The organism is Thalassospira australica (genome assembly GCF_000763295.1).
GTDB classification, from domain to species: Bacteria; Pseudomonadota; Alphaproteobacteria; order Rhodospirillales; family Thalassospiraceae; genus Thalassospira; species Thalassospira australica.
In genome coordinates this window covers 77,941-101,274 of the sequence record NZ_JRJE01000030.1, presented here as the reverse complement: position 1 = coordinate 101,274, position 23,334 = coordinate 77,941, and the positions used below count along the sequence as shown (strand labels likewise).

Genomic DNA, 23,334 nt, shown 5'->3' with positions numbered 1-23,334 from the left:
GCATACAGTTTCCAATTGCCGGAAAGTCGTCCCATTTGGCGATAAAGGACATCGGCCACCTCTCATCAATCAAATATCTGTTCATATGTTATACTCAAACTATGAGTCAGATATCGTTCTGTCAAGGACATTCAAATCGCTGTTTGAATGTTTACTGCAAACATGCCGAACCGTTCTGCTGAGACAGCAGTGGCTTTGACAAAAATCGGTGAAGGGTTCGGTCAGTCGTGCGTCACGTGGGCAAAGGTATCGCGCACCACATGTGAAATATGATCATCATCAATCTGATAGAAGATATGCCGCCCCCGACGTTCCGAGGTCAGGATGCGCTGATCCCTGAGATGGCGCAGATGATGACTGCACAGCGACTGGGACATGTTTGCGGCTTCTGCCAGCTCGGAAACGGTTTGGGGCTTTTCCATACAGCGCAACACCAGTTGCAGGCGTCCGGCATCCCCAAGCAGAGAAAATATCTTTGCCGCGGCTTCGATATCGGGAAGCGAAAGATCATGCCCCATGGCCCGCGATGCATCGCGGGTGACGGCTTCGCCCTGCTCGGAACTTAAGCCCAGTCTGGCGGCAGTATCGCATTCCACGCACGCAGCATCATCTGCCTCGATCGGGGGTACGGGTTTACGGGATTTGGCTTTGCTTTCTGACATGGCTCTATTTTCCATGACCGCCCACCAATGACAAGGGGCAGCATCGAATATTCCCCGCGACAACGGGCTTTATATGCGTTTCCGACCCTCGCCCAGGTATTGCAACACCGACAAAACACGCGCTTCACAAACGCTACTTAGACGAACACCCATTTTCTCTATTGACCTTATTTATTAAATAATTAATGTTTTACGTTAATTTATGAATTTATATGGCAAACACCAAAGTAAATGGAGCCCCACATGTCCACGACACGCAACCATGCCCCCTTAAAACGAGTTCACACGATAAGCACCCTTCTATATTGGGTTTGTGCATTGGCAATCGTGTTTGAAATAAGCGTTGTTCCGTTGGTGTTATATGCACCGGGCTGGGTAGAGGTCAGCACAAGCCAGATGACAATCAGCGTTGCCGACGTTCAGGCATTGAGCGGCTGGCAAAAAGCCGCCACCATCGGCGTGATGATGGTTCCGTCCCTCATCATTGCCTATGGCATTTATCGACTGCGCAAAATGTTTGGTGCCTTTGCTGCCAATAGTATTTTCAATATTGAGGCAATTGGTCATTTAAAGGCATTCGGGATTGCACTGTTGATCCAGACTTTGGTCTCACCGCTTACCGGTGCCGCGTCTTCTGTGCTGGCGACATTCAACCGCCCCGAAGGCGAACGATTCATTTCCATAGGACTAAGCAATGCCGACGCACATACCCTGTTTTTAAGCGGCTTGATCATCGTCATTGCATGGGTTTTGGGCGAAGCTGTTCGTATTGATGACGAGAACCGGAGCTTCGTCTGATGCCAATCATTGTACGACTGGACGTAATGCTTGCCACCCGAAAGATGAAGTCCAAGGACCTCGCCGCCCGCATCGGACTTAGCGAGCAAAACCTCTCCCTGTTGAAGTCAGGCAAGGTGCGCGGCGTTCGGTTTGAAACACTGGCCGCCATATGCAAGGAACTTGATTGTCAGCCCGGTGACCTTCTGGAATTTGAAGACGAGAGTTAAAACCCGGCCGAGGCGGCCAACGAAATCCGCCTCAGCCCGCCTAGCCCCAACATCAGAATACCAAGTCGATCCAAGTCCAAGGCAGATACGTAAGGCAATTATCATCTTAAAACGTCAGGATCCCCAATGACTTACGAGCTTACCGTTCTTTTGATCAATGCCCTGCTGTGCCTTGGTCTTCCGTGGGTTTACAACTATGGCTATGCCAAGCAACCCGGTGTTGGCGGCAAACGCCTTATGGGCAATCGCGACGATTTGCCCGAACGAACCGGCGTTGCGGCACGTGGCCTGCGCGCCCATCAAAATCAACAGGAAAACCTGCTGCCTTTTGCCATCATTGTCCTGATTGCGCATCAAGTTAACATCAGCAACATGGTAACCATGGCCTGCGCAACACTCTTTTTGATTGCCCGTATTGCTCATGCCAGTTTTTATCTTGCCGGCATCACACGTATTCCCGGCGTAAACGGGGTGCGTTCGATCGCCTATTTCGTTAGCCTGTTTTCAATGCTGGTTTATACCAGCCAGCTTTTCCTTGGGTAACACCCTGTTTTTCACATCACGGCATCTTGGATGCAAACCGTGACTTGCCGGTTTGCAATGGATTTGCCTTAATGACGGCAAGAACCACCGGCAAATAAATTAGCCAAAAGGACACCTGACAAATTGTCAGGCACACAGGAAAACAGGGAACGCTTCAAGAAAGGACGCCCCACATGACACAGAAAGTTGCCTTGGTCACGGGTGCCGCCCGCGGCATCGGACTTGCCACCGCCAAATTGTTCCTCCAAAACGGCTGGCAGGTTGCGATGATTGACCGTGATGGCCCGGAACTCAGTAGCGCCACTGCGCAGCTTTCAAACGCAAAGGCAGTTGAATGCGACGTCTCTGTCCCCGAACAGGTTGACATAATGATCAATGCTGTCCTGTCGGCTTTCGGGCGGATTGATGCCGTGGTCAACAATGCCGGGGTCGCCGACTTTCTGCCAATCGAAGACACAAGCTTTGCCACCTGGCGCTGGATCATGGATACCAACCTTGACGGCGTGTTCCTTGTTTCGCAGGCCGCCATTCCGGCCTTGAAGGAAACCAAGGGTGCGATTGTCAATATTGGTTCGATCTCGGGCCTTCGGGCCTCGACGCTCCGTGTGGCCTATGGCACGTCAAAGGCCGCCGTCATTCACATGACCAAACAACAAGCGGCCGAACTTGGCGAATATGGCATCCGTGCCAATTGCGTTTGCCCCGGCCCCGTCAAAACCAAACTTGCGATGGCCGTACATTCAACTGACATCATTTCGGCATATCTGAATGCTATGCCCCTAAACCGCTACGGCACGGAAAACGAAATTGCCGAAGTGATCACGTTCCTCTGCTCAGACAAGGCAGGCTTTGTGACCGGCCAAACCATTGCTGCCGATGGCGGATTTGAAAGCACCGGCGTTGGCCTGCCTGCCTTAAGGAAATAAGGAAGAATGCGCCCACTTCGTGTGATCATAGCATTAACCGCCATATTGGCCCTGTCGTCCTGCCTGACCTTCAATTGGCAACGCAGTGTTCAGCAGGCATTGTCAAACGCATGTAATTCGACAGGTGATTGTGGGTCTGATGGGCCGTAAATCAACAGCATTCCTGGGAGGGAGCTGGCTATGATCGCTCCCTCCGCCTGATCACGCAGTAGGCCAGGTTGACAGAGTATGCCGTACAATAGCATTCAGCTCTTCTTTGGAAGCACCCGCCTTCGCCTGAACAGCCATACCCTGGCTTACAGTCATGATGTAAATTGCCAAAGCGGCACAATCTGCTGACTGGGGAAGATCACCTTCTTGACGTGCGCGCTCCAAACGGTTGCGCAAAGTAGATTCACTAGCCTTACGTCGTCGAACAAGTTCCAGGCGAACCGGCTCGCCGCTTTCAGAACAGGCAAGCGCGCCGTTAATGCCCAGACATCCGCGTGCGCCATCTTCTCTGGTCTGGAGCTCTAACGAACCTCTCAAGATAGTCTCCACAACCAGATATGACGTCGGCATGTCCAACGCGTCTTGCATATATGTCATGTATTGCGTTTGATATTTTTCCAAGGCCTTGAAAAACATCGCCTCCTTGTTCCCAAACGCGGCATAGAGCCCCGGACGCGCAACACCGGTCGCAGTCGTCAGGTCTTCAAGCGAAGTACCTTCATATCCATTTCGCCAAAATACATTCAGTGCAGCATCTAGCACCTTGTCGACGTCAAATTCCCGATGTCGTCCCATCATCCCTCCTAGTTTCAATACTGATCAGTATAAAAAACTTGACTCCTGATGTCCACATAAGATACCGATCAATACTATACCGATTGGTATTTAATTTCATCAAGGAGGCTAACGATGCAAATCGGCGTTATCGGGACTGGCTCCGTCGGGAAGACACTTGCAACAAAGTTTGCCGCTCTTGGCCATCAGGTGCACGTCGCAAACAGCCGTGGACGAGACGCAGTTGCGTCGGTTTTCACGGGATCTTCTGCACCGGTCATACCTTCAACATCGTCGGATGCATTCGCCTGCGACATTGTGTTTCTTGCCACGCCCTGGACAGCCGTCCGAGGCGTCCTTGAATCAGAAAGCCCGCAGAACGGACAAATCCTGGTCGACACAACCAACATATTTCTGACTTACCCACCCCATGCCACCATCGATGATCTCAAAGGTGATTCCGGAAGCGAGATTGTTGCGCGGATGGCGCCAATGGCACGCGTTGTAAAAGCGTTCAACACACTTCCATTCGAAACGATGTTTGCCCCGGTTCCCCCTGATATGAAGCGCGTTCTTTTTGTCGCCGGGGATGACGAACCCGCAATCTCGACTGTTACATCACTGATTACAGAAATTGGTCTTCATCCTGTGGCCCTTGGTTCTCTGGCGTCCGCCGGTCGCATGATGGAGCTCGGTGGCGCATTGAGCACTCTTGAATTGCTGGCCCCTGCAAATTGACCCAAACCATCCTCCACCCAAGGCAGAGACACTTCTACCGGGTGAAAAATATCAACTGCAGGCATCGCCCCACCTGCATTCACGAGCACTTTATGGCCCCAAAACAGATTGAGGACCCCATCATGACCAAGACACTTTCAGGTAAAGTTGCCCTTGTTACCGGCGGCTCACGCGGCCTTGGTGCCGTTGCGGCGGCGGCGTTGGCAGAGGCCGGTGCAGATGTCGCAATCAGCTACGTTGCGTCTGAAGGCAAGGCAGCAGCCGTTGTCGAAACCCTCAAGGCAAAGGGTGTACGCGCGCTGGCGATCCAAGCAGATCAGGGCGATCCGACCACAGCAGAACACGTGATTCGCGATCTGTTAGAACATTTTGGCAAGCTGGATATCTTGGTCAATAACGCCGCTGTCGCCTGGCAAGGCAAGTCCATTGACGACCCGGAAATTGACAACGCGGCTATGGATCGCCAATGGTCGATCAACACACTTGGTGTCATTGCCAATATCCGTTCTGCTTGCAAGGTGATGACGGATGGCGGTCGCATCATATCAATCGGGTCGGGTCTTGGGACCCGTATCGCATTTCCGGGTACTACTGATTATGCCGCAACAAAGGCTGCGGTTGTTGCTTATTCCAAAGGTGCCGCGCGCGACCTTGGTCCCCGGAACATCACAGTGAATGTTGTTCAGGCAGGCATCATGGATACCGAGATGGCAGCAGGGTCAAAAGATAACCTGCCGCCCATCATCATGGAAAGTCACGCCATTCAGCGCTTCGCAACCTTGGACGAGGTCGCCTCTGCCATCCTTTATCTGGCCGGTCCAAGTGCTGGTTTCATAACCGGCACAGTCCTGGACGTTAACGGCGGCTTCACAGCCTAAGTAACAAGGTACACTTGCACACGAACGCAAAACAAAACGGCGCGCCCAATGGACGCGCCGTTTATCGTTTCCGGTCTCGGAAAACTTATTCCCACTCAATCGTCCCGGGTGGTTTGGACGTGAAGTCATAGGTGACACGGTTAATGCCATTAACTTCATTGATGATCCGGTTGGCGATGCGGCCAAGAAGTTCCGGCGGGAACGGGAAGAAGTCCGCAGTCATGCCATCGGTTGAGGTGACGGCGCGGAGTGCACAGGCATAATCATATGTGCGACCATCGCCCATCACGCCAACGGTGCGAACCGGCAGCAGCACAGCGAATGCCTGCCAGATGGCGTCATAAAGCCCCGCATTGCCGATTTCTTCGAGATAGATGGCATCGGCCTTGCGCAGAACTTCAAGGTTTTCATGCGTAATCGGCTGACCGGGAATGCGGATCGCAAGGCCCGGCCCCGGGAACGGATGGCGACCAACAAAGCTGTCAGGCAGGCCAAGTTCACGACCAAGATCACGGACCTCGTCCTTGAACAACTCACGAAGCGGTTCGACCAGCTTCATGTTCATGCGTTCAGGAAGGCCGCCAACATTGTGATGCGACTTGATGGTAACCGACGGGCCGCCGGTGAAGGACACACTTTCAATCACATCAGGATAAAGTGTTCCCTGTGCCAGGAAGTCGGCACCGCCGATTTTTTTGGCTTCTTGTTCAAACGTTTCGATGAACAGACGGCCAATGGTTTTGCGTTTGGTTTCCGGGTCAGTTTCACCTTCGATCGCGCCAACAAATGTGTCGGCAGCATCGACATGTACAAGCGGGATATTGTAGTGATCACGAAACAGCGAGACGACCTGGTCGGCTTCGCCTGCGCGCATGAAGCCATGATCCACAAACACACAGGTCAATTGATCACCAATCGCTTCATGGATCAGAACGGCCGTAACCGAGCTGTCAACACCACCCGACAAACCACAAATGACTTTGCCATCACCGACCTGCTTGCGGATTTTGTCAATCGCATCGTCTTTATAAGCGTTCATGGTCCAGTCGCCGGAACATCCGGCAACGCCATGAGTGAAGTTTTTCAGCAACTGCGCACCATGCGGGGTATGCACCACTTCCGGGTGGAACTGGACCGCATAGAATTTCTTGTCGTCATTGGCGATAGCCGCAAACGGTGCGCCATCGGATTTGCCAACGACACGGAAACCGTCAGGCAGCGCATCAACACGGTCGCCGTGGCTCATCCAGACCTGTTCGCGGGCACCTTCGGCCCAGATGCCGGTAAACAGTGCGCAATCTTCGATCACATCGACAAAGGCGCGGCCAAATTCACGATGATCAGAGGTTGCAACCTTGCCGCCCAGCTGATTGACCATGGTTTGCTGACCATAGCAAATGCCAAGGACCGGCACGCCAAGTTCAAACACCTTTTCCGGTGCAGACGGCGCCTTATCCCAATGGACAGAAGCCGGACCGCCAGAAAGAATCACGGCCTTGGGGGCGTATTCATCAAGGAACGCATCCGAGATGTTATTAAAAGGGTGGATCTCGCTATAGACACCGCTTTCGCGCACGCGACGCGCAATCAGCTGGGTGACCTGGGATCCGAAATCAATAATCAGCACGCGATCAGTCATCGGGCCGTATCTCCGTCGAAGATGGGGTTGCGCCGTTCATACGCCAAACCATCGTTATGGGCAACCCGGCGCAGATGGTCGCCCAACGATGCATTCAAAAAAAACTTTTGCCCCGAACCGGGGCTGTGGAAAAAATTGCGGCGTTTTTGCGCGCAGCTTTCCCCGAAAAACACACATTTGGTCCCTTTTTCCTGCGCAATGCACAGGCAGTATTCTGAACAACGGAGCGCGGGGAACACCGCGCCCGCCCATGAGCAAACCAAGATTGATCACCGCAAGGGACACAGGATTATGAGCACTTCCAAAGGTAGTAAAATCGCAATGGCCGTTGCTGGCTTCATTTTGATTGCTGGCACGGCAACTGCCATCGCAATGACCCAGAAAGGCGGAACCGACACGCTTCCGGTTATCGGCAGCGAAGAATCCGCGCCTGCAGGCAAAAGCGAAAACCTTATTCCCGATAGCGTGGAAGAAATCGTTCCGGGCATGAACAACCTTGAAGACAGCAAAGATGGACAGAAAAACCCGACCATCTTTGACGAGCCCGCACAGAAAACCGAATAAACGTTTCCGGGTAACCTCCCCGGTAACGGTCGAGGTTTTGCGGCACTGGCGATCTGCAGAAGAGCGACTTAACGCAATCACGCGTGCACGGTAAAATAAAACTGGCCCTGCGAGCGATCCTCGCAGGGCCTTTTTTTGTGCAGGCAGATTTGGGGCGGTCGTCGGCATAAGTTTGGTTCGATATGCCGAAGCCGCCATTGCCATTACTTTACCTTGCCTTTTGCCGTGCGTTCGAACACGGCAACAAAGAAGCCATCCGTGCCATGGACATTCGGTGACAGGCGAAGCCAAGGCTTGTCCTTGCCACCGGGCACTGGAACGGATTTCGGTGCATCGGGCCAGATTTCATTGACCGGCACCGGTTTGAAATCCTTGCGATCGCGCATAAAGGTTTCAATCAGGCGCTCGTTTTCTTCCGGCATGATCGAACAGGTCGCATAAATCAGACGCCCGCCTTTGGTCACCTTGGCCGCACCCGCCTTAAGGATCTTGCTTTGTTCAGCCATCAGGGCGCGCAGATCGCGCTGCCCGATCCGCCAGCGCAGTGCAGGGTTGCGGCGCAAGGTTCCAAGCCCCGAACACGGCACATCAAGCAACACCCGGTCAAAGAATCCCGACTTGTTACGCAGCCAGCTATCGCGTTCATCGGCGATGATGCGCTGTTGAATGCAATCACCTGCGCCAGCGCGACGTGCACGTTTACGCGCATTATCCAGACGGCCACCATGGGTATCACAGGCAAGAATACGTCCCTTGCCACGCATGTCAGCGGCCAGACCAAGCGTCTTGCCACCGCCACCCGCGCACATATCAAGAACAGTCATACCCGGCTTGGCATCAACCAGATTAACGCAAATCTGGGATGCTTCGTCCTGAATTTCGATCAGACCGTCTTTATAGGCCGCCGTCACCAGCATGTTCAAACCAAGTGGCAAACGCAGACCATTGGGCCCAAACGGGGTCCGTTTGATGTCCTTGATACCGTCAGCCTTGAGCGACTTGATGGCATCTTCGACCGAACCGCGCAGGCGGTTTACACGCAGATCAAGCTTGGCTGGCTTGTTGTAGGCCGCCATCTCGTCAGCAAGATTCTCGTGATGAAGCTTCATCAACTCGGTATAGAGCCATTTCGGCAACTCGGTTTTCACCGCGCCAGGCTGACCATCATGATCAAGCGTATTGCCAGACAGCTTGTTGATCAGATGTTTCTCATTGGGATGAAGTGCTTCGGGGCAGAATTGTTCGCCGTTAAAGCGGTCTTCGATATCGGCTTTGTCCAGACCATCATGGAGAACCAGATCGGCGATCATGCGCGCACGACCGTCCTGGAACTGATAATCGCATTCCGCCAACCACCAGCCCAGACGGGCCTGATGACGGATCAGGTTATAGAAACGTTCGCTGATCTCACGACGATCGCCACCACCGATGTAACGGCGTGATCCGAAATAGCCTGACACAACGCGGTCGGCGTCATCTCGGTTATGGGTCCAACCATCATAAAGTTCGATAACGGCTGCTATGCGGGCACCGGGTTTCAAAGCGAAAAATCCAACCTGTTTGCGGGTGACGGGCTGCTTCGCATATGGGAAGCACACCAACACCTTACGATAAAAAAGCTGATGACGGCAGGGAGGCCTGCCGCCATCGAAAATTGAACGCGCCTCATATCATGGCAAGAACCATTCGCCAACAGCGTCAAACGCAAGGCAGCTCAGCCAATTACAAAGCGCGCAACCGCATCAGCCGCCCGGACGATAGTTCGGGGCTTCACGCGTGATGGTCACATCATGGGCGTGGCTTTCGCGCAGGCCCGCATTGGTGATACGAACAAATTCGGCACGCTCGCGGAAATCGGCCAAGGTCGCCGAACCGGTATAGCCCATCGATGCCTTAAGACCACCGACCAGCTGATGAATGATCTGACCAGCCGGGCCTTTGTAAGGTACGCGGCCTTCGATGCCTTCGGGAACCAGTTTCAGGTTGTCCTGAACATCCTGCTGGAAATAACGGTCTGCCGAGCCGCGTGCCATCGCACCGACAGAGCCCATCCCGCGATAGGATTTATACGAACGACCCTGATAAAGAATAACCTCGCCCGGTGCTTCGTCTGTACCCGCCAGAAGGGATCCCACCATGCAGGTGCTGGCACCTGCCGCCATTGCCTTGGCGATATCGCCCGAGAACTTGATACCACCATCGGCAATGATCGGAATATCAAGCTTGTGGGCCATTTCACCACATTCCAGAACAGCAGTAAGCTGCGGCACACCGACACCGGCAACGATACGGGTCGTACAGATCGACCCCGGTCCGATACCAACCTTGACCGCATCGGCGCCCGCTTCAGCAAGCGCCTTGATGGCATCTGCAGTTGCAACGTTACCGGCAATGATCTGGGTATCGCCAACCTGTGACTTGATCTGTTCAACTGCCTTGATCACGCCTGCGGAGTGGCCATGCGCAGTATCAATAACAAGAACGTCAACGCCCGCTTCAACCAGGGCTGCGGCACGCTCAAAGCCCGCCTCACCCACGCCGGTTGCCGCAGCAACGCGTAGGCGACCGCTTTCGTCCTTACAGGCATTGGGATGGAGTTTGGCTTTTTCGATGTCCTTGACCGTAATCAGGCCGGTACAACGATAGGCTTCATCAACAACCAGAAGCTTTTCGATACGGTGTTGGTGAAGCAGTTTTTTGGCCTCGGCCGTATCAACGTTTTCAGTCACCGTCACCAGACCTTCGTGGGTCATCAGTTCGGAAACCGGTTGCGCGCGGTTGGACGCGAAACGCACATCACGGTTGGTCAGAACACCAACCAGCTTGTTTGAACTGCGCTCAACGACCGGAATGCCGGAAATGCGATTTGCATCCATCAGATCCAGTGCATCAGCCAGTGTTTGATCCGGATGAATGGTGATCGGATTAACAACCATACCCGATTCGAACTTTTTCACGCGGCGAACTTCTTCGGCCTGCTGGGCGATATCAAGGTTCTTGTGAATAACCCCCATACCCCCGTGCTGTGCCATGACAATCGCCATTGCGCTTTCGGTTACGGTATCCATAGCCGAGGAAAGCAGCGGGATTCTGAGGTCAATTTTCTTGGTAATGCGGGTGTTGGTCTGCACCTGAGCAGGCAGCACTTCGGAGGCTGCGGGTTTGATCAATACGTCGTCAAACGTCAGGGCTTCGGCAATGCGGGTCATCTGGCCACCTCGTTAATCTGAGTTGGCGCGGAATTTATACACGTTACGCCCCAAATGCCAAGTTTTCTGCGCCCATAACTGCCCTGTGTTTTTATTGATGCTTTCTTTTGCGCATTCCGTTAGAAACTGGTCGATGGGGCTGCCGTCAGGCGAGCCCCTTTTTTTTATGCGTATCTTTCCACAGGCCATTACAAGCTAAAGACGAATTCGTCGTAATCCATCCCGGCATCGGCAAGCAACTCCCCGACCATTTTGATCCCGCGCGCCATCCCCTGCTTGCGGTTGGCTTCTTTTGCTTCTTCCGCGCACAGTGTTTTATAAAGCGGAATGACCTTTTCAAGGGCATCGCGGCGCGGCACCCGGCGATTGGAATGATATCCGATAATCTTGCCATCCGGACCAAAGGTCGGCGTGACATTGGCCAACACCCAATAGTGGTCACCATTGGCACTGCGGTTGATGACATAAGCAAAGATTTCGCGCCCTGCTTCGATCGTTTGCCAAAGCAGTGCAAAGACACATCTGGGCATGTCAGGATGGCGGATGATGCTGTGCGGCTGACCAAGGATGTCGCGTTCACGATATCCGGCGACATTCAGAAACGTGTCATTTGCATATATAATCCGACCCTTGAGATCGGTTTTCGACACGATGATGTCATCCTCATCGAAATGCCGTTCGACACCGGTTAGAAAAACACTGTCCCGCTTCATCAAATACCCCCCCCAAATCGGCCAAAATCAGGCAGTTAACTACATCCCAACAGACATAGTCGTTGCGTTGCCTGCGAATATAACCGGCAAGTTGGGAGATAATGTTTGATGTAGCGCAAGACAGGGAACGTTTAATTCAGCCCGGCAAAAGCCCGATGCAGAAGCAAGCCTGGCCGCCCTATTCGATGGGCGACCAGCTATCATCTTCGCGAAGTTCGGCATTCTTGATGTCGTCTTCTGCGTTGTTCTGCCCACGGAATCCGGTCGCGATCAGATAAGCTTCGGGACTTTCCGGACGCGATGCCGGCGGCTTGGCGTGCTTGGTTACCCGGAAGTTTTTCTTCACACGGTCAAGGAGCTCATTTTCCGTACCGCCCTTGAAAACCTTGGCGATAAATATACCACCTGGCGCAAGAACTTCTTCGGCAAAGAGCAACGCATGCTCAACCAGATCAATAATGCGGATGTGATCGGTTGACCGATGCCCGGTGGTTTCAGGCGACATATCGGAAATCACCGCATCCACCGGCCCCTGCAATTCATGCTTGATCATGTCAGGCGCACGGGGATCAAGAAAATCCGCCTGTAGACAAGTCGCCCCGGACAGACCTTCCCATTCGAGAATATCAAGACCAACAACCTGCCCCTTGCCATGCTTGGAACCAACCATGTCAACAGCCACCTGCGTCCAGCCCCCTGGGGCCGCGCCAAGGTCAACAATACGCATGCCCGGTTTGAGAAGATCAAACTGGTTGTTGATTTCAATCAGCTTAAAAGCCGCACGGGATCGATAGCCAAGACGTTTGGCTTCCTGAACATACGGGTCATTGAGCTGCCGATCGAGCCAACGTGTCGAAGAAATCTTGCGCCCCTTGGCACTTTTGACACGCGTTCGCAGGCCACGCCGTGCGCCGGTATCAATGGCTGCAATGGCCGACCCTTTGCGGCGACGCTGTCCGCCTTTTCCGCTGCGATTTTCGCTCATGATCTATCCTGAACTGAATTTTATGTTGGCAAACCTGACGGGACGCGAACGTCAACCGATCAAGAGGAAGCCGGAATATGCGACACTGTATGACGGCGCGCGTCGCACGGGTCAATAGCATGACCATCCGCGCGCATCAAATCGACCAGAATACCTTCGCGCAGGCCCCGGTCGGCGACTTTCAGCGTTGCCAAGGGCCAGATATCACGAATCGCGGCAAAGATCGCTGCACCCGCATCCATCAGTTCGGCTCGCTGATTGCCGATGCATGGATGTCCCTTGCGCTTGTCAGCGCCCATACGCAACAAAAGCTCGGTCACACGTTCTGCATCATCAAACCGCAGGTCAGATCCATCGACCTTGTGACGTTCATAACGTTCAAGACCAAGTGCAATCCCGCAAAACGTGGTGACGGTGCCCGATGTTCCGACCATCTGGACCTTGTCGTCATCGAGCATATCCGTGCAGCAATTGCGTTGGGCAAATTCTTCAAGGCGCTGGCGAATTTCGGTACGCATGGCATCAAACCGTTCGCGGCGTTCTTCAACGCTTGCATAACGTTCGGTCAGGCACAAAACACCACACGGCATGGAAAGTGTTTCAATGCATTGGGTTTTGCCGGAACTGTCGACCTTGATCCAACAGATTTCCGTACTGCCACCCCCGATATCAAACACCACCGCATAGGGCCGCTCATCAAGCAGGGCCGAACAGGCCTGAAGGGCAAGGCGGCTTTCTTCATCCGGGTTGATGATGTCAAGCGAAATGCCGGTTTCATCATGGACCCGACGGACGAATTCATCCCGGTTGTCAGCAGTTCGGCAGGCTTCGGTCGCGACCGCACGCAGCTTTGCACCGGGATGGCGACGCAGTTTTTTGGCACAAACCCGAAGCGCATCTATCGCCCGATCCATGGCGGCATCGCAAAGATGCCCTTTTTCACGAACCCCCTCGCCCAGGCGCACAACGCGCGAAAACGCATCAATAACCTTAAAGCCATCATTGCACGGGCGCGCGACAAGAAGTCGGCAATTTGAACTGCCAAGATCAATCGCAGCATAAAGCGGCGCAGTGATGCAATCGACGATACGCGATGACGGGTTGCCACCTTCGGGGATATGAACCGCTGTACCAGGCTTTGGCATTCCGGGTTTGTCCGGACCATCAAGAACGGCATGGCCGCCCATTGCAGCGCCGCCTGCCGGGCTGTTGGCCCTGTGCGAGTTGCTATGGGGGGAAACCTGCTTCACGTTCTGAAAACCTGCCTTTTTATGCGTTCATGCTGTCATGTCTTACAAATCATCAAGACATTTATGTGACGATCTTGCGAATCAACCATATGAGTGTAGCGACAATCCCCCGCAAGGCAAATCCCCTATGCAGTAATCGAATGGTTGAACAGAACGAAACAAAAAAGGGGTTGCCAAAACCGGGTGGTTTTAATACATAGCGCCCCACACCTTGACACACCGAGTGTCTGGTGGACCAAGTTTTGTTGGGGAATAGGTTAACGGTAGACCTACGGACTCTGACTCCGTCAGTCCTGGTTCGAATCCAGGTTCCCCAGCCACCCTTTCCGGATAGCGCAAAGCTTCCAGCAGCGCAGTTGATACGTTCCGGGTTACAAATTACGTATGCCAAGTCCTGCTGGGGAATAGGTTAACGGTAGACCTACGGACTCTGACTCCGTCAGTCCTGGTTCGAATCCAGGTTCCCCAGCCACTTTGCCAGGAGAATCACACGAAGAGACTGAATTTTTCAGAAATTGTCGTTGATTTGTAACAGTGGGAATGTTGCAGAGTCACTCACAACTTGCTGACCAAACTCCTTCGCCAACATTCTGGTTTTAAGGTTCGACCAAATTTCTTTTGACAGGTCGCGAACGTACGGTCGTTTAACCTCACCATCGATCTCAGAAACAATTTTTTGTAGGGTCTCTGCACGGAGGGTATCCGACCTAGCTTCTTCGTAGAACCAGTGACAATAAGCTCTGAACTGAGCATCAAACATTTTCTGTTCTGCCGCCTTCTCAATCGAAGAAGTATAGAGTTTCCGTCCTTCTTCAATGTCCCCAGATCTAAATGCGATTAAGCCTTGGGTAGCGTGAAGAAACGGATCTTCGTGAGCACTCGAATATAGCGACATGGCTCTTGCCAGAACCCTAGTCGCTTCTGGCAACTGCCCTGAACGCGCTAAGGATAGTGCTTTGTTGTTTAAGAGAATCAAACTTCTAGGGTTCGAGATCAAACCCTGATCGCAGAAGGCAATCGCCTTTTCTTGATCCCATAGAAAACTCGACGAAATCCAACTTCCTTCCACTGCTGCTCTTATCGAATATGGCTCATCACACGCCCACTTTTCGCAATTGAGAACAGCTTCATTCCAGTTTTTGTTCTCAATTGCAGACTGTGCCCGTGCTTCAAATGCGCCATTCATAGTCAACATGCTCTGCTGCACCTCCACCTTTAGGTGCATTTCAGAGCGAGCCCAAAGGGCCTGTGACAAAGCATTATCGGTGGGAACAAGCAAGCTCTGCACAAACAATCGCTTTGCCTTTTTACTAGCCCCACCATGGAGCTCCAATGTTCCAACAGCAGACGCGAGTTCACTCAAATGCTCTGGAGCTAATTTTCCTGAACTCAGGTTTGCTCTCGCCCAACGTATTGATCGGGGGCTCATTTCCATTGCTTCTGAGACAGCAATCTCTACCGATTGCACCCAAGGATCAAACTTTAACCGCTCTGATCTCCTAAGCAGAGCAAGCGCTTCGTCCGCTCTCCCCCTATGAGTTAAATAACGTGCATTTGCTCGAATGATGAATCTGTTATCAGGAGCACACCCGTGCGCTCTTCTTAGGGCTAAATCGGCACTTTCAAAATCGCCAATTAAAGTGTGCAATCTGCCCTTCTCAAGCCACAACAGGCCGTTTCGCGGCTCCTCAACCAGTCGACGCTTGCACTTACGAATTTCCATCCCGACCTCATCTCGTCTGGGTAGAACTGCTTCATCAGGATCACTGGTTGTGCTTGAGACGCTGAGCAGCTTTTCCGCAAGCAACTTTACGGCTGGCATAGCACGATCACTTTTAGCAATCGTGCTTGCGGGTCCTATCGCCAAGTATGGTCGATCAATCGACATTGCCAGATCAAGAACCTCTGCTGCATTTTGCAAAGAAGGGTCATCACGCCATCGCTCATAGTACGCTATAAACAGCGGGTCCCGCTCTTCGGGTCTTTTTGGCAAGTCTTGTTTTTTTGAGCTTTGAATCTCTACCGAAGGCGTCTTGCTAAGAGTTCGCCAACGAGGAAATACATTTCTCTCCAAACTATTCGGACTATCCATTGGTTGCGAAGCGCTCCATACCAGCTAGACTTTTCGATATTCTATCAAATTTCGAAATGAAGATTTCAGGGCTATACTGATTACGAACACTTCCTGGTAGTTTAGGTGCGCCACGCAACTTCGGGTCTGGCTCACAAAGCATTAAAATTAGAGACTTCAACTCCTCTGCTTCTGGCAACAAGCAATTTTGACTATCCTTGGGAAGCGCTTCATCGAGGGCTTGAGCCGCCAACCCCAAACAATCACGCACATAAGGCACGACCTCTTCGAAAGTTCCCGACCAATTTTCTGGCGCATACTCCGGGCGCAAATATCTTCTGATAAGAGGCGTTATCGATTGTCCAGTAATCAGGAAAAATCCCATACTCCCAAGCATATAAAGATCCGAAGCGCGTCGAACATCAAAGTCAATTCTCCCTGCCGAAACCTGAAACGTTACGTTTGCATACCAAAACTCTGGCGCAGCATAAGTTCGGTCACCAGTATAATTTAGGGAATCCCAAGGCCCGGATTGATTGTCTGCTGTCGCCCTCCCCAAATCCGCCAACTTTTGAACAGCTTCATCGAAAACGAGAAAATTGGATGGTTTTATGTCGTTATGGGCAATCAATGCACTATGCAGCTGCTGCACTGCAACCGCAAGGTTGTGCAGCGCAAGTACCGACCAAGCAAGTGCTCCTCTCATTTCCCTATCAACTTGCTGCCGTACATCCCCGCTGGCTGGCTCGAACATTATGTAGAAGACGTAATCTCGAACACCGTCTGTAGTTGTTTCATGTTCCCCATAGTCAATAGCATGAACAATCCTATCCATATTATTGCCCTGGCATATATCTAATATGCTGCGTTCAAATTCCTGCTCTTTGAACGCTCGAGCCATATGTGCCAACACGGTTGATGCACCCGATGCTTTTTTGAGCAAACCAACATCCGTAGCCTTTAAAAAGGCCTTGGTTCCGTCTTGATGGACTGCCAGATAACCGACAGAAAAATTACCTCCCGTATCACTGGGCGTGCGTTCAATTTTCTTTGTAATACGCCATTTTCCGGGTTTCTTAACACCCTCGACCTCTTCGCCAAGAAGCTTCTCCGAGGGACTAAGAGGTGAGTGTGACATTTTATCTCCCCTTCATAAGCCGCCAACTTTATCCATCATCAGCATTGGCGAAAAAACCTTATAGGTTTCTATCCTCACACACAAACTCAACTCTAAGAAGACCCTACCAAGAATAGTAGAAAGCAGAAAACTCTGTACTTTTGCATCCAAGTTTCCGTTTTTGTAGTACAAAATGCTCCGGCTACTTAATTGAGAATCTTAGCTATTTGCTGAATTTCAACAGGATGGGAAGAAGCACAGTGCAGATTTGCGAGGACCTGATTAGAGAGTCTGCGGGTGGCTGCTTGTGCGGCAAGATCCGATTTACGACCGAAGGTGAACCCTATCGGGTCGGACTTTGTCATTGCATTGACTGCCGAAAACATCACGGAACGCTATTTCATGCGTCCGCCATTTTCCCACAAACGTCTGTCATCATTTCGGGGAATACAAACGCGTATAAAGGACGGCATTTTTGCCCGACTTGCGGATCATCGGTGTATGGCCAGACCGGGGATGAAATCGAGATCAACCTTGGCGCCTTTGATGCCCCCGACCAATTCACACCAAGTTACGAACTCTGGAATATCCGGCGAGAAAAATGGCTTCCGACGTTCCCCATCAAGCATAGCTATGAAAAAGACCGACCATCACCTTCCGAGCGGACCGAGGCATAGTGTCAGGTACAAAGATGACAGGGGGATGACGACTGATCAGGTTTGTCTTCGGTGGGTTCGATACCGTCACCGATAAAACGAACACCTTGGTCCGTAATCAAAACATCAACCGGCACGTCGTAGCGATGGGGTTTGATATCTTCAAGCAGTGTCGCTTCGAAACCAACGCCAACCACAAGTGGCTTGCGTTTCATGGCACCAAGGGTACGGTCAAAGAAACCACCGCCATACCCCAAACGATATCCTGCGCGATCAAAGCCAACCAATGGTGCGACCATCACATGTACGGGGACTTCTGTACTGTTGCGGGGTTCGGGTATCCGGGCAAATCCGGAAACCATTTCGGTATTGGGCGTCCAGTTGTGGAACTCCATCGGCATGTCCTTGCCCGGGACAACGGGTAAAGCTGCCCGTCCGCCCGCCGAAATATGGCGTTCGATAACAGGGCGCAAATCAATCTCGTTCTGGATCGGCCAATAGAACCCGATCGTCGCCCCGGTGCGCCTGGCAAGGAATGTTGAAAAATGCGCGCATATCTGATCGGAAAAATATTTGTGGCTATGCGCATCAAGTGCTGATCGCCATCCGAGCAAGGCACGTCGAACTGCCCGCCGCCATTCCGACTGGCTTTTCTCATCGTCAGATTCTGGCGGCGCTGGAAGATCAAGGCTCATGAATGCAACATGTGTTTTTCACGCTGGTGAGACAGGCTAGACAGAAAGCCTACACCAAAACCCTATAAACGCATAACGCGCCGGAAGCCCGGCGCGTTAACGGTTGTCAGCAAAAAAGCTGCAATCCAAAATCAATTACATGATGGAGAGTTCTTCTGCCGACATGCGGCCGTTACGACCTTCAATCAGCTCGAATTGAACCTTTTGACCCTCATCAAGTCCCTGCAAACCAGCGCGCTGAACAGCGGTGATGTGCACGAATGCATCTTTGCCGCCCTCGTCCGGGGTGATGAAGCCATAACCCTTGGTCGCATTGAACCACTTAACCGTTCCGGTAGCCATATCCGTAGTCGTCCTTAGTTTAGTATGCGCATTTCCAAAGTCAGAAATGCTTGAAAACAGTCCCTGCATTACACCGGACAAAGACACAATTGCTATCAACCAGAGGGCAACCACGCATTTGCAAGATGCACTGCATCGATTTAATAATTACCGAATTTTTGGCGTAGTGCAATGGATTCATGCATTAAGTTCTTTTTTCACGATCAGGCATTTCTCGCCGTGTAGTTCATAATGCCAGGCGACGGACGCCATGAACCGAACTCACCCATAGATAAACTAAATGAACGATGAAATTCCCGCATGGGTTATACCCCGTCAGACACAAGCGGGAGACGACAGGTCATTGATACCTGATCAGAGATGCCTGATAGAGAACCTGATCAGCAGTCAGGAACGAGTCCCTGCCCAACCAGTCACAGCTGACAACGATTGCGCATTTGCTGTCTTTCAGTTTGACCAAGCGTTCCGAACAATAAGCCGCGAATTTCCTTGTTCGAACGGATCTTTAACAGAACCCGAATCAGATACGCCCATCGCGTCATCAAACCTGTTTACGAAATCACGAAGTTCATCCGTGTTCCGACACACCAACGCCAGTTGAACAGTTTTTACAGGGGGTAACGCCGCCTGAACGGTGCCCGAGGCACCTGATGTTTTCATGACCTGCGTGCTGTCACCAATGATCGCGTCAAGCCGCCCGGCCAGCAACATTTCCACGCCCTGCTCGATCGTTCTAAGGTCATACCACACAAGATCCGGCGTCAGCGCGACAGACGGCCGAGGCAAATTGACCAAAAAACCGATATCGATCTTTGGCAGCCTGTTCAGGTCAACACCGGATAAACGGAACACCCGTAACTCAAACCGGATTCTGCTGTTCGCGACGATTTTGTTTTCAACCCCATCGAGCGAAGCCGTCATCACACAATCTGTCTGACCTTCGTCGAGTAACTCGTCAAAGCGGTGATGCGGTGCGACATCAAACTTCACTGGACGTGTAAGGCCCGAAAGTTGAGTGATGTAATGACGCTGTTCGGGCAACGCATACTCCATCCATGCGTTGCCGAACTCGATGGTTGCGGAAATCCTTACAGGCTCCTGTGCGAGTGCCGGCAAATATCCACACATCAAAAAAACCACGAGTAAAGACGGCAACCTCATTGAACCTACAAATCCCTGAAATGTGGTTTACTCAGAACAATACCGAAGACCGACCACCAATGATCGTCGATTGTTCGCGCTGTTTGCTCAAACTGTTCATGCGTCGATCAAAGGCCGAAAGGAAGTTTCGGTTCTTTGGTGTGTCATGGCATTGCACGGTAAGTTCAACCACACGCACAGGAGGAAATGGCATGACTTCAAGAACAGAGTCATCTGCGAACATTTCTCTATGTGCGATCAACACATCAATCCGCCCAATGCGCACCAAATCGGCCCCCTGTTGAATTGTCTTGAGACCGTACCATTCAACCGGCTGCACGAACGGCAACGGAAATTGCGGTAAGGTTGCAAGATATCCGACGGTAACAACATTACGATCAAACAGGTTTTCGCCTTGCCGACCAAAGATCACCATTTCGAAACGGATATCATGGGACGACGCGATATATCCTTCCGACAGCTTGAAAGACCGATCAACAACACAGTCAAGTTCGCGACGTTTATAAAGCCCGCTCAAGCGGCCGAAAGGCAGGCCGTCGTTGAGTTCAACATTTTTCATTGAGACAAGCGTGTCGTAGAATCTGAGCTGAGATTGTGAGAGGTCTTTGCGCCACTCTGGCGTGATACGCGCGACATTACCCACCCGAACGAGTTGGTAGGTTTCAGTTCCAATCGCAGTATCATCGGCCATAAGATTTTTGATTGGCAAAGAAAAGAAAGCCACTGCCAAAATGATATGCACGTCGCTTCGCCACAACTGCCGCAAATGTGAAACTCTCACGTTTCTCGCCTCTCACTTCCCTAGATAGGGTTATGTGGCCCCGCAGAAGATGAGTTCAAGAAGCTCTTGTCCTCAGACAGTTAATTCTCCAACTGCAAAAAATGTCTGATTTTGTCATTTTTTTATCACCGGTTTCACGTGACAAAGGCGCACGCTTCGACCAAAGATGTTAAAAATATAAAATAGTCACAAACCAATATGTGAATGAGCACTCCAAACATCCACCATAAGGGTGTTGTATATCGTGGATGGGACAACGTAACTTGAATGGGTATGAAATTCGGATCGGATAACAAGCAGTGACGGCGACAACGAAGATCGCGAACCCCCGCGACATCGCACAGAATGTGATGGCGCTTATTACTGAACTGAATCTGCAACCAACACCGCAGGTTTATCACGTATTTTACAGCTATCTTGCAGATGAGGTTCCGGAACTCAGCCAATTGATCAAGGTGTTGATTCGCAATACGCAGGACCTTGATGAGGAAACCGTTTTCCGGATTTATCACAAGTATCTTGGCACCCATGCAATGCAGCAGCATCTCAAACAAGGGGTCGAGGGTCTGCAATCCGCAGTCGAACGTGTTGAACAGGCTGTAACCTTGGTGATGCGCGACACGGATGCTTTCTGCAGTGATATCGACGTCGCCGCCCGACAACTGGTTTCCGACGACATTACCTTGCAAGAGGCCCGCACTGTCAGCCGTACCTTGTCAGAAAAATCAGACCAGGCGCGTAATCGGTATGCATCGTTCAACGGCAGCCTTGATGAATATCATCAGGAAGTGCTGCGGGTACGTTCCGAACTGGAACTTGTGCGTCGTGATGCGCTGACGGATACATTGACGGGGATTGCCAACCGCAAGAATTTTGACGCCTCACTGCGCGACGCCGTGACAGCAACAATGGAGTCAGGCGCGCCCCTGTCCCTGCTGATGATCGATATTGATCACTTCAAGGCCTTCAATGATAATTTCGGGCACCGTGCTGGGGATGGCGTTTTAAAGGCCGTTGCACGCGTTCTGGTCAGTTCGACCAAAGGGGCTGATACAGTGGCGCGATATGGCGGCGAAGAGTTTGCGATCATTTTGCCGGACACGGAACCGGAAAATGCAGCAAAACTTGCGACCAAATTGCGTGAAAACGTCTCAAATCAGCATATTGTAAACAAGAAAACTGGCAAGGATTTCGGTAAGTTAACCGTTTCAATTGGCTTGACGGCGTACCAACTTGGAGAGAATATACTCGAGTTCGTAGACCGTGCGGACAAAGCGCTATACCTAGCAAAGCAGGATGGCCGGAATACCTGTGTTACGCAATAGGCAGGCACGGTATTGCGGCACCCCAAAAAGAACATGAAACAACGCGTCTCTGAGAACAAAGAGATCAAAACAAAAAACATCAAACCGAGACACAGAGCAAACAACGTGTCCGAATAAGCCGAAAAGAACAGGCGTAAGATCTAAAAATCTGACCTGTTATGTACAACATATGTGGTGCACGGGCTTTGCAGGGCGGAGAACCAGATGAAGACTCCAAAATCCGAACGTAAGATCGAGCTTGAACACAAGATTTTCAAAACGTTCGAAGAATGCCACTTTCAGAAGTCTGACATTTCAGACGAAGCACTTTTTGTCCTGAAAATGGCAGAAGGTTCCGTCGTGTCTTTACCACTGCTTGCAATTTGCCGTGAATTTGACATTGATCCGGAATCCAAAGATGGCGATCTGATCAGCCTGATCGACAAGGCACTTCATTTCATCAACGTGCTGCGCCCGGGCGATGATCTCCCGCTCGAAGTTCTGACCGGCGAAGCATCCTGGGAAGTCAAGGAAGAGCATCAGGCGATTGCCTATAACCGTATTACCATGCAGTTGGTAACCTGGATGTCGGGAAGCGAAGAGCTTATCACCGACCCGGACGAACTCATGCAGATTGCCGAGGACCCCAACACAAAGAAAAAGATCAATCAGGCCTTTGACGAAGTTGCCGAAAAGCTTGGGTTGGGCAAGGACAACCGCGAAGAAGTCGTTAGCCTGGTGCATCAGGTCGCCGACGAATTATCCTATATCGAAACATTGCGTGTGCGATATCGCAACATCCTGATGGTTGACAGCAAACTTCAGGAATTACGACGCATATATGCCCACGAAAAAGGCGTCCTGGAAACCGTGACACAAGCGATCCGCTTGCTGGATGACGCCAAGAAAAAGTTCGAAACCACGTTCGATGAACTCGACGCAAACACCGGCGAAATCATGTCGGTTCTGCGGAACTTTACCTCCCAGCGCCAATACATCCGCAGCAAACGAGACGATCTGTACAAACGCCTGCGTGCGTGGCAGCCGCTGATTGAGCAATGGGAAGAACTTGAACTTGAACGTGGCCCCCTGGCCGTTCGGTTGGTCAAGGAGACCTATCAGTTCCTTGCTCCGCGCTTTATGAAGGTCAAGGAATGGCTGCTGATGACAAAAGTTCAGGACGGTGTCTCAGAACAGCACAGCTTCAAGAATGAAGACGAACGCATGGGCAAGCTCAAGGGCAAAATGATGCAGTGGTAATGCCCTGCTTATTTCTGTGATGAATTATCAGCGATGGGCGTGATCATGGATCGCGCCCTTTGATTTCA

Annotated in this window: 24 protein-coding genes and 2 tRNA genes; 12 read left to right on the top strand and 14 right to left on the bottom strand. The window is 51.8% G+C overall.

Annotated elements, in window-relative coordinates; translation table 11 throughout:
* Window positions 1-221 precede the first annotated feature (221 nt).
* Window positions 222-662 carry an ArsR/SmtB family transcription factor gene (locus JF44_RS0112935; RefSeq protein WP_052065872.1) on the bottom strand — a complete coding sequence of 147 codons (441 nt, stop codon included), beginning with the start codon at window positions 660-662 and terminating at the stop codon, window positions 222-224.
* A 396-nt stretch (window positions 663-1,058) separates the two neighbouring features.
* Here JF44_RS0112935 and JF44_RS0112930 point away from each other — a divergent pair, with 396 nt between their 5' ends.
* From JF44_RS0112930 to JF44_RS0112915, 4 genes are all read left to right on the top strand, one after another.
* Complete coding sequence (locus JF44_RS0112930; protein ID WP_238318446.1) at window positions 1,059-1,460, top strand: DUF2975 domain-containing protein; 402 nt, start codon at window positions 1,059-1,061, stop codon at window positions 1,458-1,460.
* Complete coding sequence (locus tag JF44_RS0112925) at window positions 1,460-1,669, top strand: helix-turn-helix domain-containing protein (protein WP_033069398.1); 210 nt, start codon at window positions 1,460-1,462, stop codon at window positions 1,667-1,669. Before JF44_RS0112930 ends, JF44_RS0112925 begins: the two co-directional genes overlap by 1 nt.
* Before the next feature lie 126 nt (window positions 1,670-1,795).
* Window positions 1,796-2,212: an MAPEG family protein gene (locus JF44_RS0112920; protein ID WP_033069397.1), complete on the top strand. Its 417-nt coding sequence runs from the start codon at window positions 1,796-1,798 to the stop codon at window positions 2,210-2,212.
* Between the two features lie 173 nt (window positions 2,213-2,385).
* Entirely contained in the window at window positions 2,386-3,138 is a 753-nt protein-coding gene (locus JF44_RS0112915) for an SDR family NAD(P)-dependent oxidoreductase (RefSeq protein ID WP_033069396.1), read from the top strand.
* 201 nt (window positions 3,139-3,339) lie between these two features.
* Here the strand turns inward: JF44_RS0112915 and JF44_RS0112910 are convergent, their stop codons facing one another.
* Entirely contained in the window at window positions 3,340-3,924 is a 585-nt protein-coding gene (locus JF44_RS0112910; RefSeq protein WP_033069456.1) for a TetR/AcrR family transcriptional regulator, read from the bottom strand.
* 114 nt (window positions 3,925-4,038) lie between these two features.
* On the opposite strand from JF44_RS0112910, the gene JF44_RS0112905 reads away from it, so the two are divergent.
* Window positions 4,039-4,641 carry an NADPH-dependent F420 reductase gene (locus JF44_RS0112905; RefSeq protein ID WP_033069395.1) on the top strand — a complete coding sequence of 201 codons (603 nt, stop codon included), beginning with the start codon at window positions 4,039-4,041 and terminating at the stop codon, window positions 4,639-4,641.
* A 122-nt stretch (window positions 4,642-4,763) separates the two neighbouring features.
* Window positions 4,764-5,519: an SDR family NAD(P)-dependent oxidoreductase gene (locus JF44_RS0112900; RefSeq protein WP_033069455.1), complete on the top strand. Its 756-nt coding sequence runs from the start codon at window positions 4,764-4,766 to the stop codon at window positions 5,517-5,519.
* Between the two features lie 85 nt (window positions 5,520-5,604).
* Here the strand turns inward: JF44_RS0112900 and guaA are convergent, their stop codons facing one another.
* Window positions 5,605-7,158 carry a glutamine-hydrolyzing GMP synthase gene (guaA, locus tag JF44_RS0112895; protein WP_033069394.1) on the bottom strand — a complete coding sequence of 518 codons (1,554 nt, stop codon included), beginning with the start codon at window positions 7,156-7,158 and terminating at the stop codon, window positions 5,605-5,607.
* A gap of 291 nt (window positions 7,159-7,449) precedes the next feature.
* Between guaA and JF44_RS0112890 the strand changes: the two genes are divergently transcribed.
* Window positions 7,450-7,722, top strand: a complete 273-nt coding sequence (locus JF44_RS0112890; protein WP_156111684.1) for a hypothetical protein — start codon at window positions 7,450-7,452, stop codon at window positions 7,720-7,722.
* A 203-nt stretch (window positions 7,723-7,925) separates the two neighbouring features.
* Here the strand turns inward: JF44_RS0112890 and JF44_RS0112885 are convergent, their stop codons facing one another.
* The 5 genes from JF44_RS0112885 to JF44_RS0112865 form a co-directional block, all read right to left on the bottom strand.
* Window positions 7,926-9,263, bottom strand: a complete 1,338-nt coding sequence (locus JF44_RS0112885) for an RsmB/NOP family class I SAM-dependent RNA methyltransferase (protein ID WP_033069454.1) — start codon at window positions 9,261-9,263, stop codon at window positions 7,926-7,928.
* A gap of 201 nt (window positions 9,264-9,464) precedes the next feature.
* Complete coding sequence (gene guaB / locus JF44_RS0112880) at window positions 9,465-10,931, bottom strand: IMP dehydrogenase (RefSeq protein WP_033069392.1); 1,467 nt, start codon at window positions 10,929-10,931, stop codon at window positions 9,465-9,467.
* A 188-nt stretch (window positions 10,932-11,119) separates the two neighbouring features.
* Entirely contained in the window at window positions 11,120-11,644 is a 525-nt protein-coding gene (locus tag JF44_RS0112875) for a PAS domain-containing protein (RefSeq protein WP_033069391.1), read from the bottom strand.
* A gap of 178 nt (window positions 11,645-11,822) precedes the next feature.
* Window positions 11,823-12,629 carry an RlmE family RNA methyltransferase gene (locus JF44_RS0112870; RefSeq protein WP_033069390.1) on the bottom strand — a complete coding sequence of 269 codons (807 nt, stop codon included), beginning with the start codon at window positions 12,627-12,629 and terminating at the stop codon, window positions 11,823-11,825.
* 59 nt (window positions 12,630-12,688) lie between these two features.
* Window positions 12,689-13,879, bottom strand: a complete 1,191-nt coding sequence (locus JF44_RS0112865) for a Ppx/GppA phosphatase family protein (protein ID WP_238318445.1) — start codon at window positions 13,877-13,879, stop codon at window positions 12,689-12,691.
* A 246-nt stretch (window positions 13,880-14,125) separates the two neighbouring features.
* Between JF44_RS0112865 and JF44_RS0112860 the strand changes: the two genes are divergently transcribed.
* Window positions 14,126-14,199 (top strand) — tRNA-Gln (locus JF44_RS0112860).
* A gap of 78 nt (window positions 14,200-14,277) precedes the next feature.
* Window positions 14,278-14,351, top strand: a tRNA-Gln gene (locus tag JF44_RS0112855).
* Between the two features lie 36 nt (window positions 14,352-14,387).
* Here the strand turns inward: JF44_RS0112855 and JF44_RS0112850 are convergent.
* The gene (locus JF44_RS0112850; protein WP_033069389.1) at window positions 14,388-15,971 is read right to left on the bottom strand and encodes a tetratricopeptide repeat protein; all 1,584 of its coding nucleotides are present in this window, start codon (window positions 15,969-15,971) and stop codon (window positions 14,388-14,390) included.
* Window positions 15,964-17,088, bottom strand: a complete 1,125-nt coding sequence (locus JF44_RS0112845) for a protein kinase domain-containing protein (protein WP_033069388.1) — start codon at window positions 17,086-17,088, stop codon at window positions 15,964-15,966. Before JF44_RS0112845 ends, JF44_RS0112850 begins: the two co-directional genes overlap by 8 nt.
* 224 nt (window positions 17,089-17,312) lie before the next feature.
* Between JF44_RS0112845 and JF44_RS0112840 the strand changes: the two genes are divergently transcribed.
* A complete protein-coding gene (locus JF44_RS0112840) occupies window positions 17,313-17,744 on the top strand; it encodes a GFA family protein (RefSeq protein WP_052065870.1) in 432 nt (143 codons plus the stop codon).
* Window positions 17,745-17,746: 2 nt separating this feature from the next.
* Here the strand turns inward: JF44_RS0112840 and JF44_RS0112835 are convergent, their stop codons facing one another.
* The 4 genes from JF44_RS0112835 to JF44_RS0112820 form a co-directional block, all read right to left on the bottom strand.
* Window positions 17,747-18,418, bottom strand: coding sequence for a 5-formyltetrahydrofolate cyclo-ligase (locus JF44_RS0112835; protein WP_033069387.1), 672 nt, complete (start codon window positions 18,416-18,418; stop codon window positions 17,747-17,749).
* 135 nt (window positions 18,419-18,553) lie between these two features.
* On the bottom strand, window positions 18,554-18,760 hold the full coding sequence (locus JF44_RS0112830) for a cold-shock protein (RefSeq protein WP_007090786.1): 207 nt from the start codon (window positions 18,758-18,760) through the stop codon (window positions 18,554-18,556).
* Window positions 18,761-19,207: 447 nt separating this feature from the next.
* Entirely contained in the window at window positions 19,208-19,888 is a 681-nt protein-coding gene (locus JF44_RS0112825; RefSeq protein ID WP_156111683.1) for a type 2 periplasmic-binding domain-containing protein, read from the bottom strand.
* A gap of 64 nt (window positions 19,889-19,952) precedes the next feature.
* Window positions 19,953-20,612, bottom strand: coding sequence for a hypothetical protein (locus tag JF44_RS0112820; protein WP_156111682.1), 660 nt, complete (start codon window positions 20,610-20,612; stop codon window positions 19,953-19,955).
* Between the two features lie 389 nt (window positions 20,613-21,001).
* Here JF44_RS0112820 and JF44_RS0112815 point away from each other — a divergent pair, with 389 nt between their 5' ends.
* Both JF44_RS0112815 and JF44_RS0112810 read left to right on the top strand, forming a co-directional pair.
* Window positions 21,002-22,027 (top strand): GGDEF domain-containing protein, encoded by a 1,026-nt coding sequence (locus JF44_RS0112815; RefSeq protein WP_033069384.1) that lies wholly within the window; start codon window positions 21,002-21,004, stop codon window positions 22,025-22,027.
* Window positions 22,028-22,231: 204 nt separating this feature from the next.
* Window positions 22,232-23,266, top strand: a complete 1,035-nt coding sequence (locus JF44_RS0112810; RefSeq protein ID WP_033069383.1) for a hypothetical protein — start codon at window positions 22,232-22,234, stop codon at window positions 23,264-23,266.
* The last annotated feature ends 68 nt before the right edge of the window (window positions 23,267-23,334 follow it).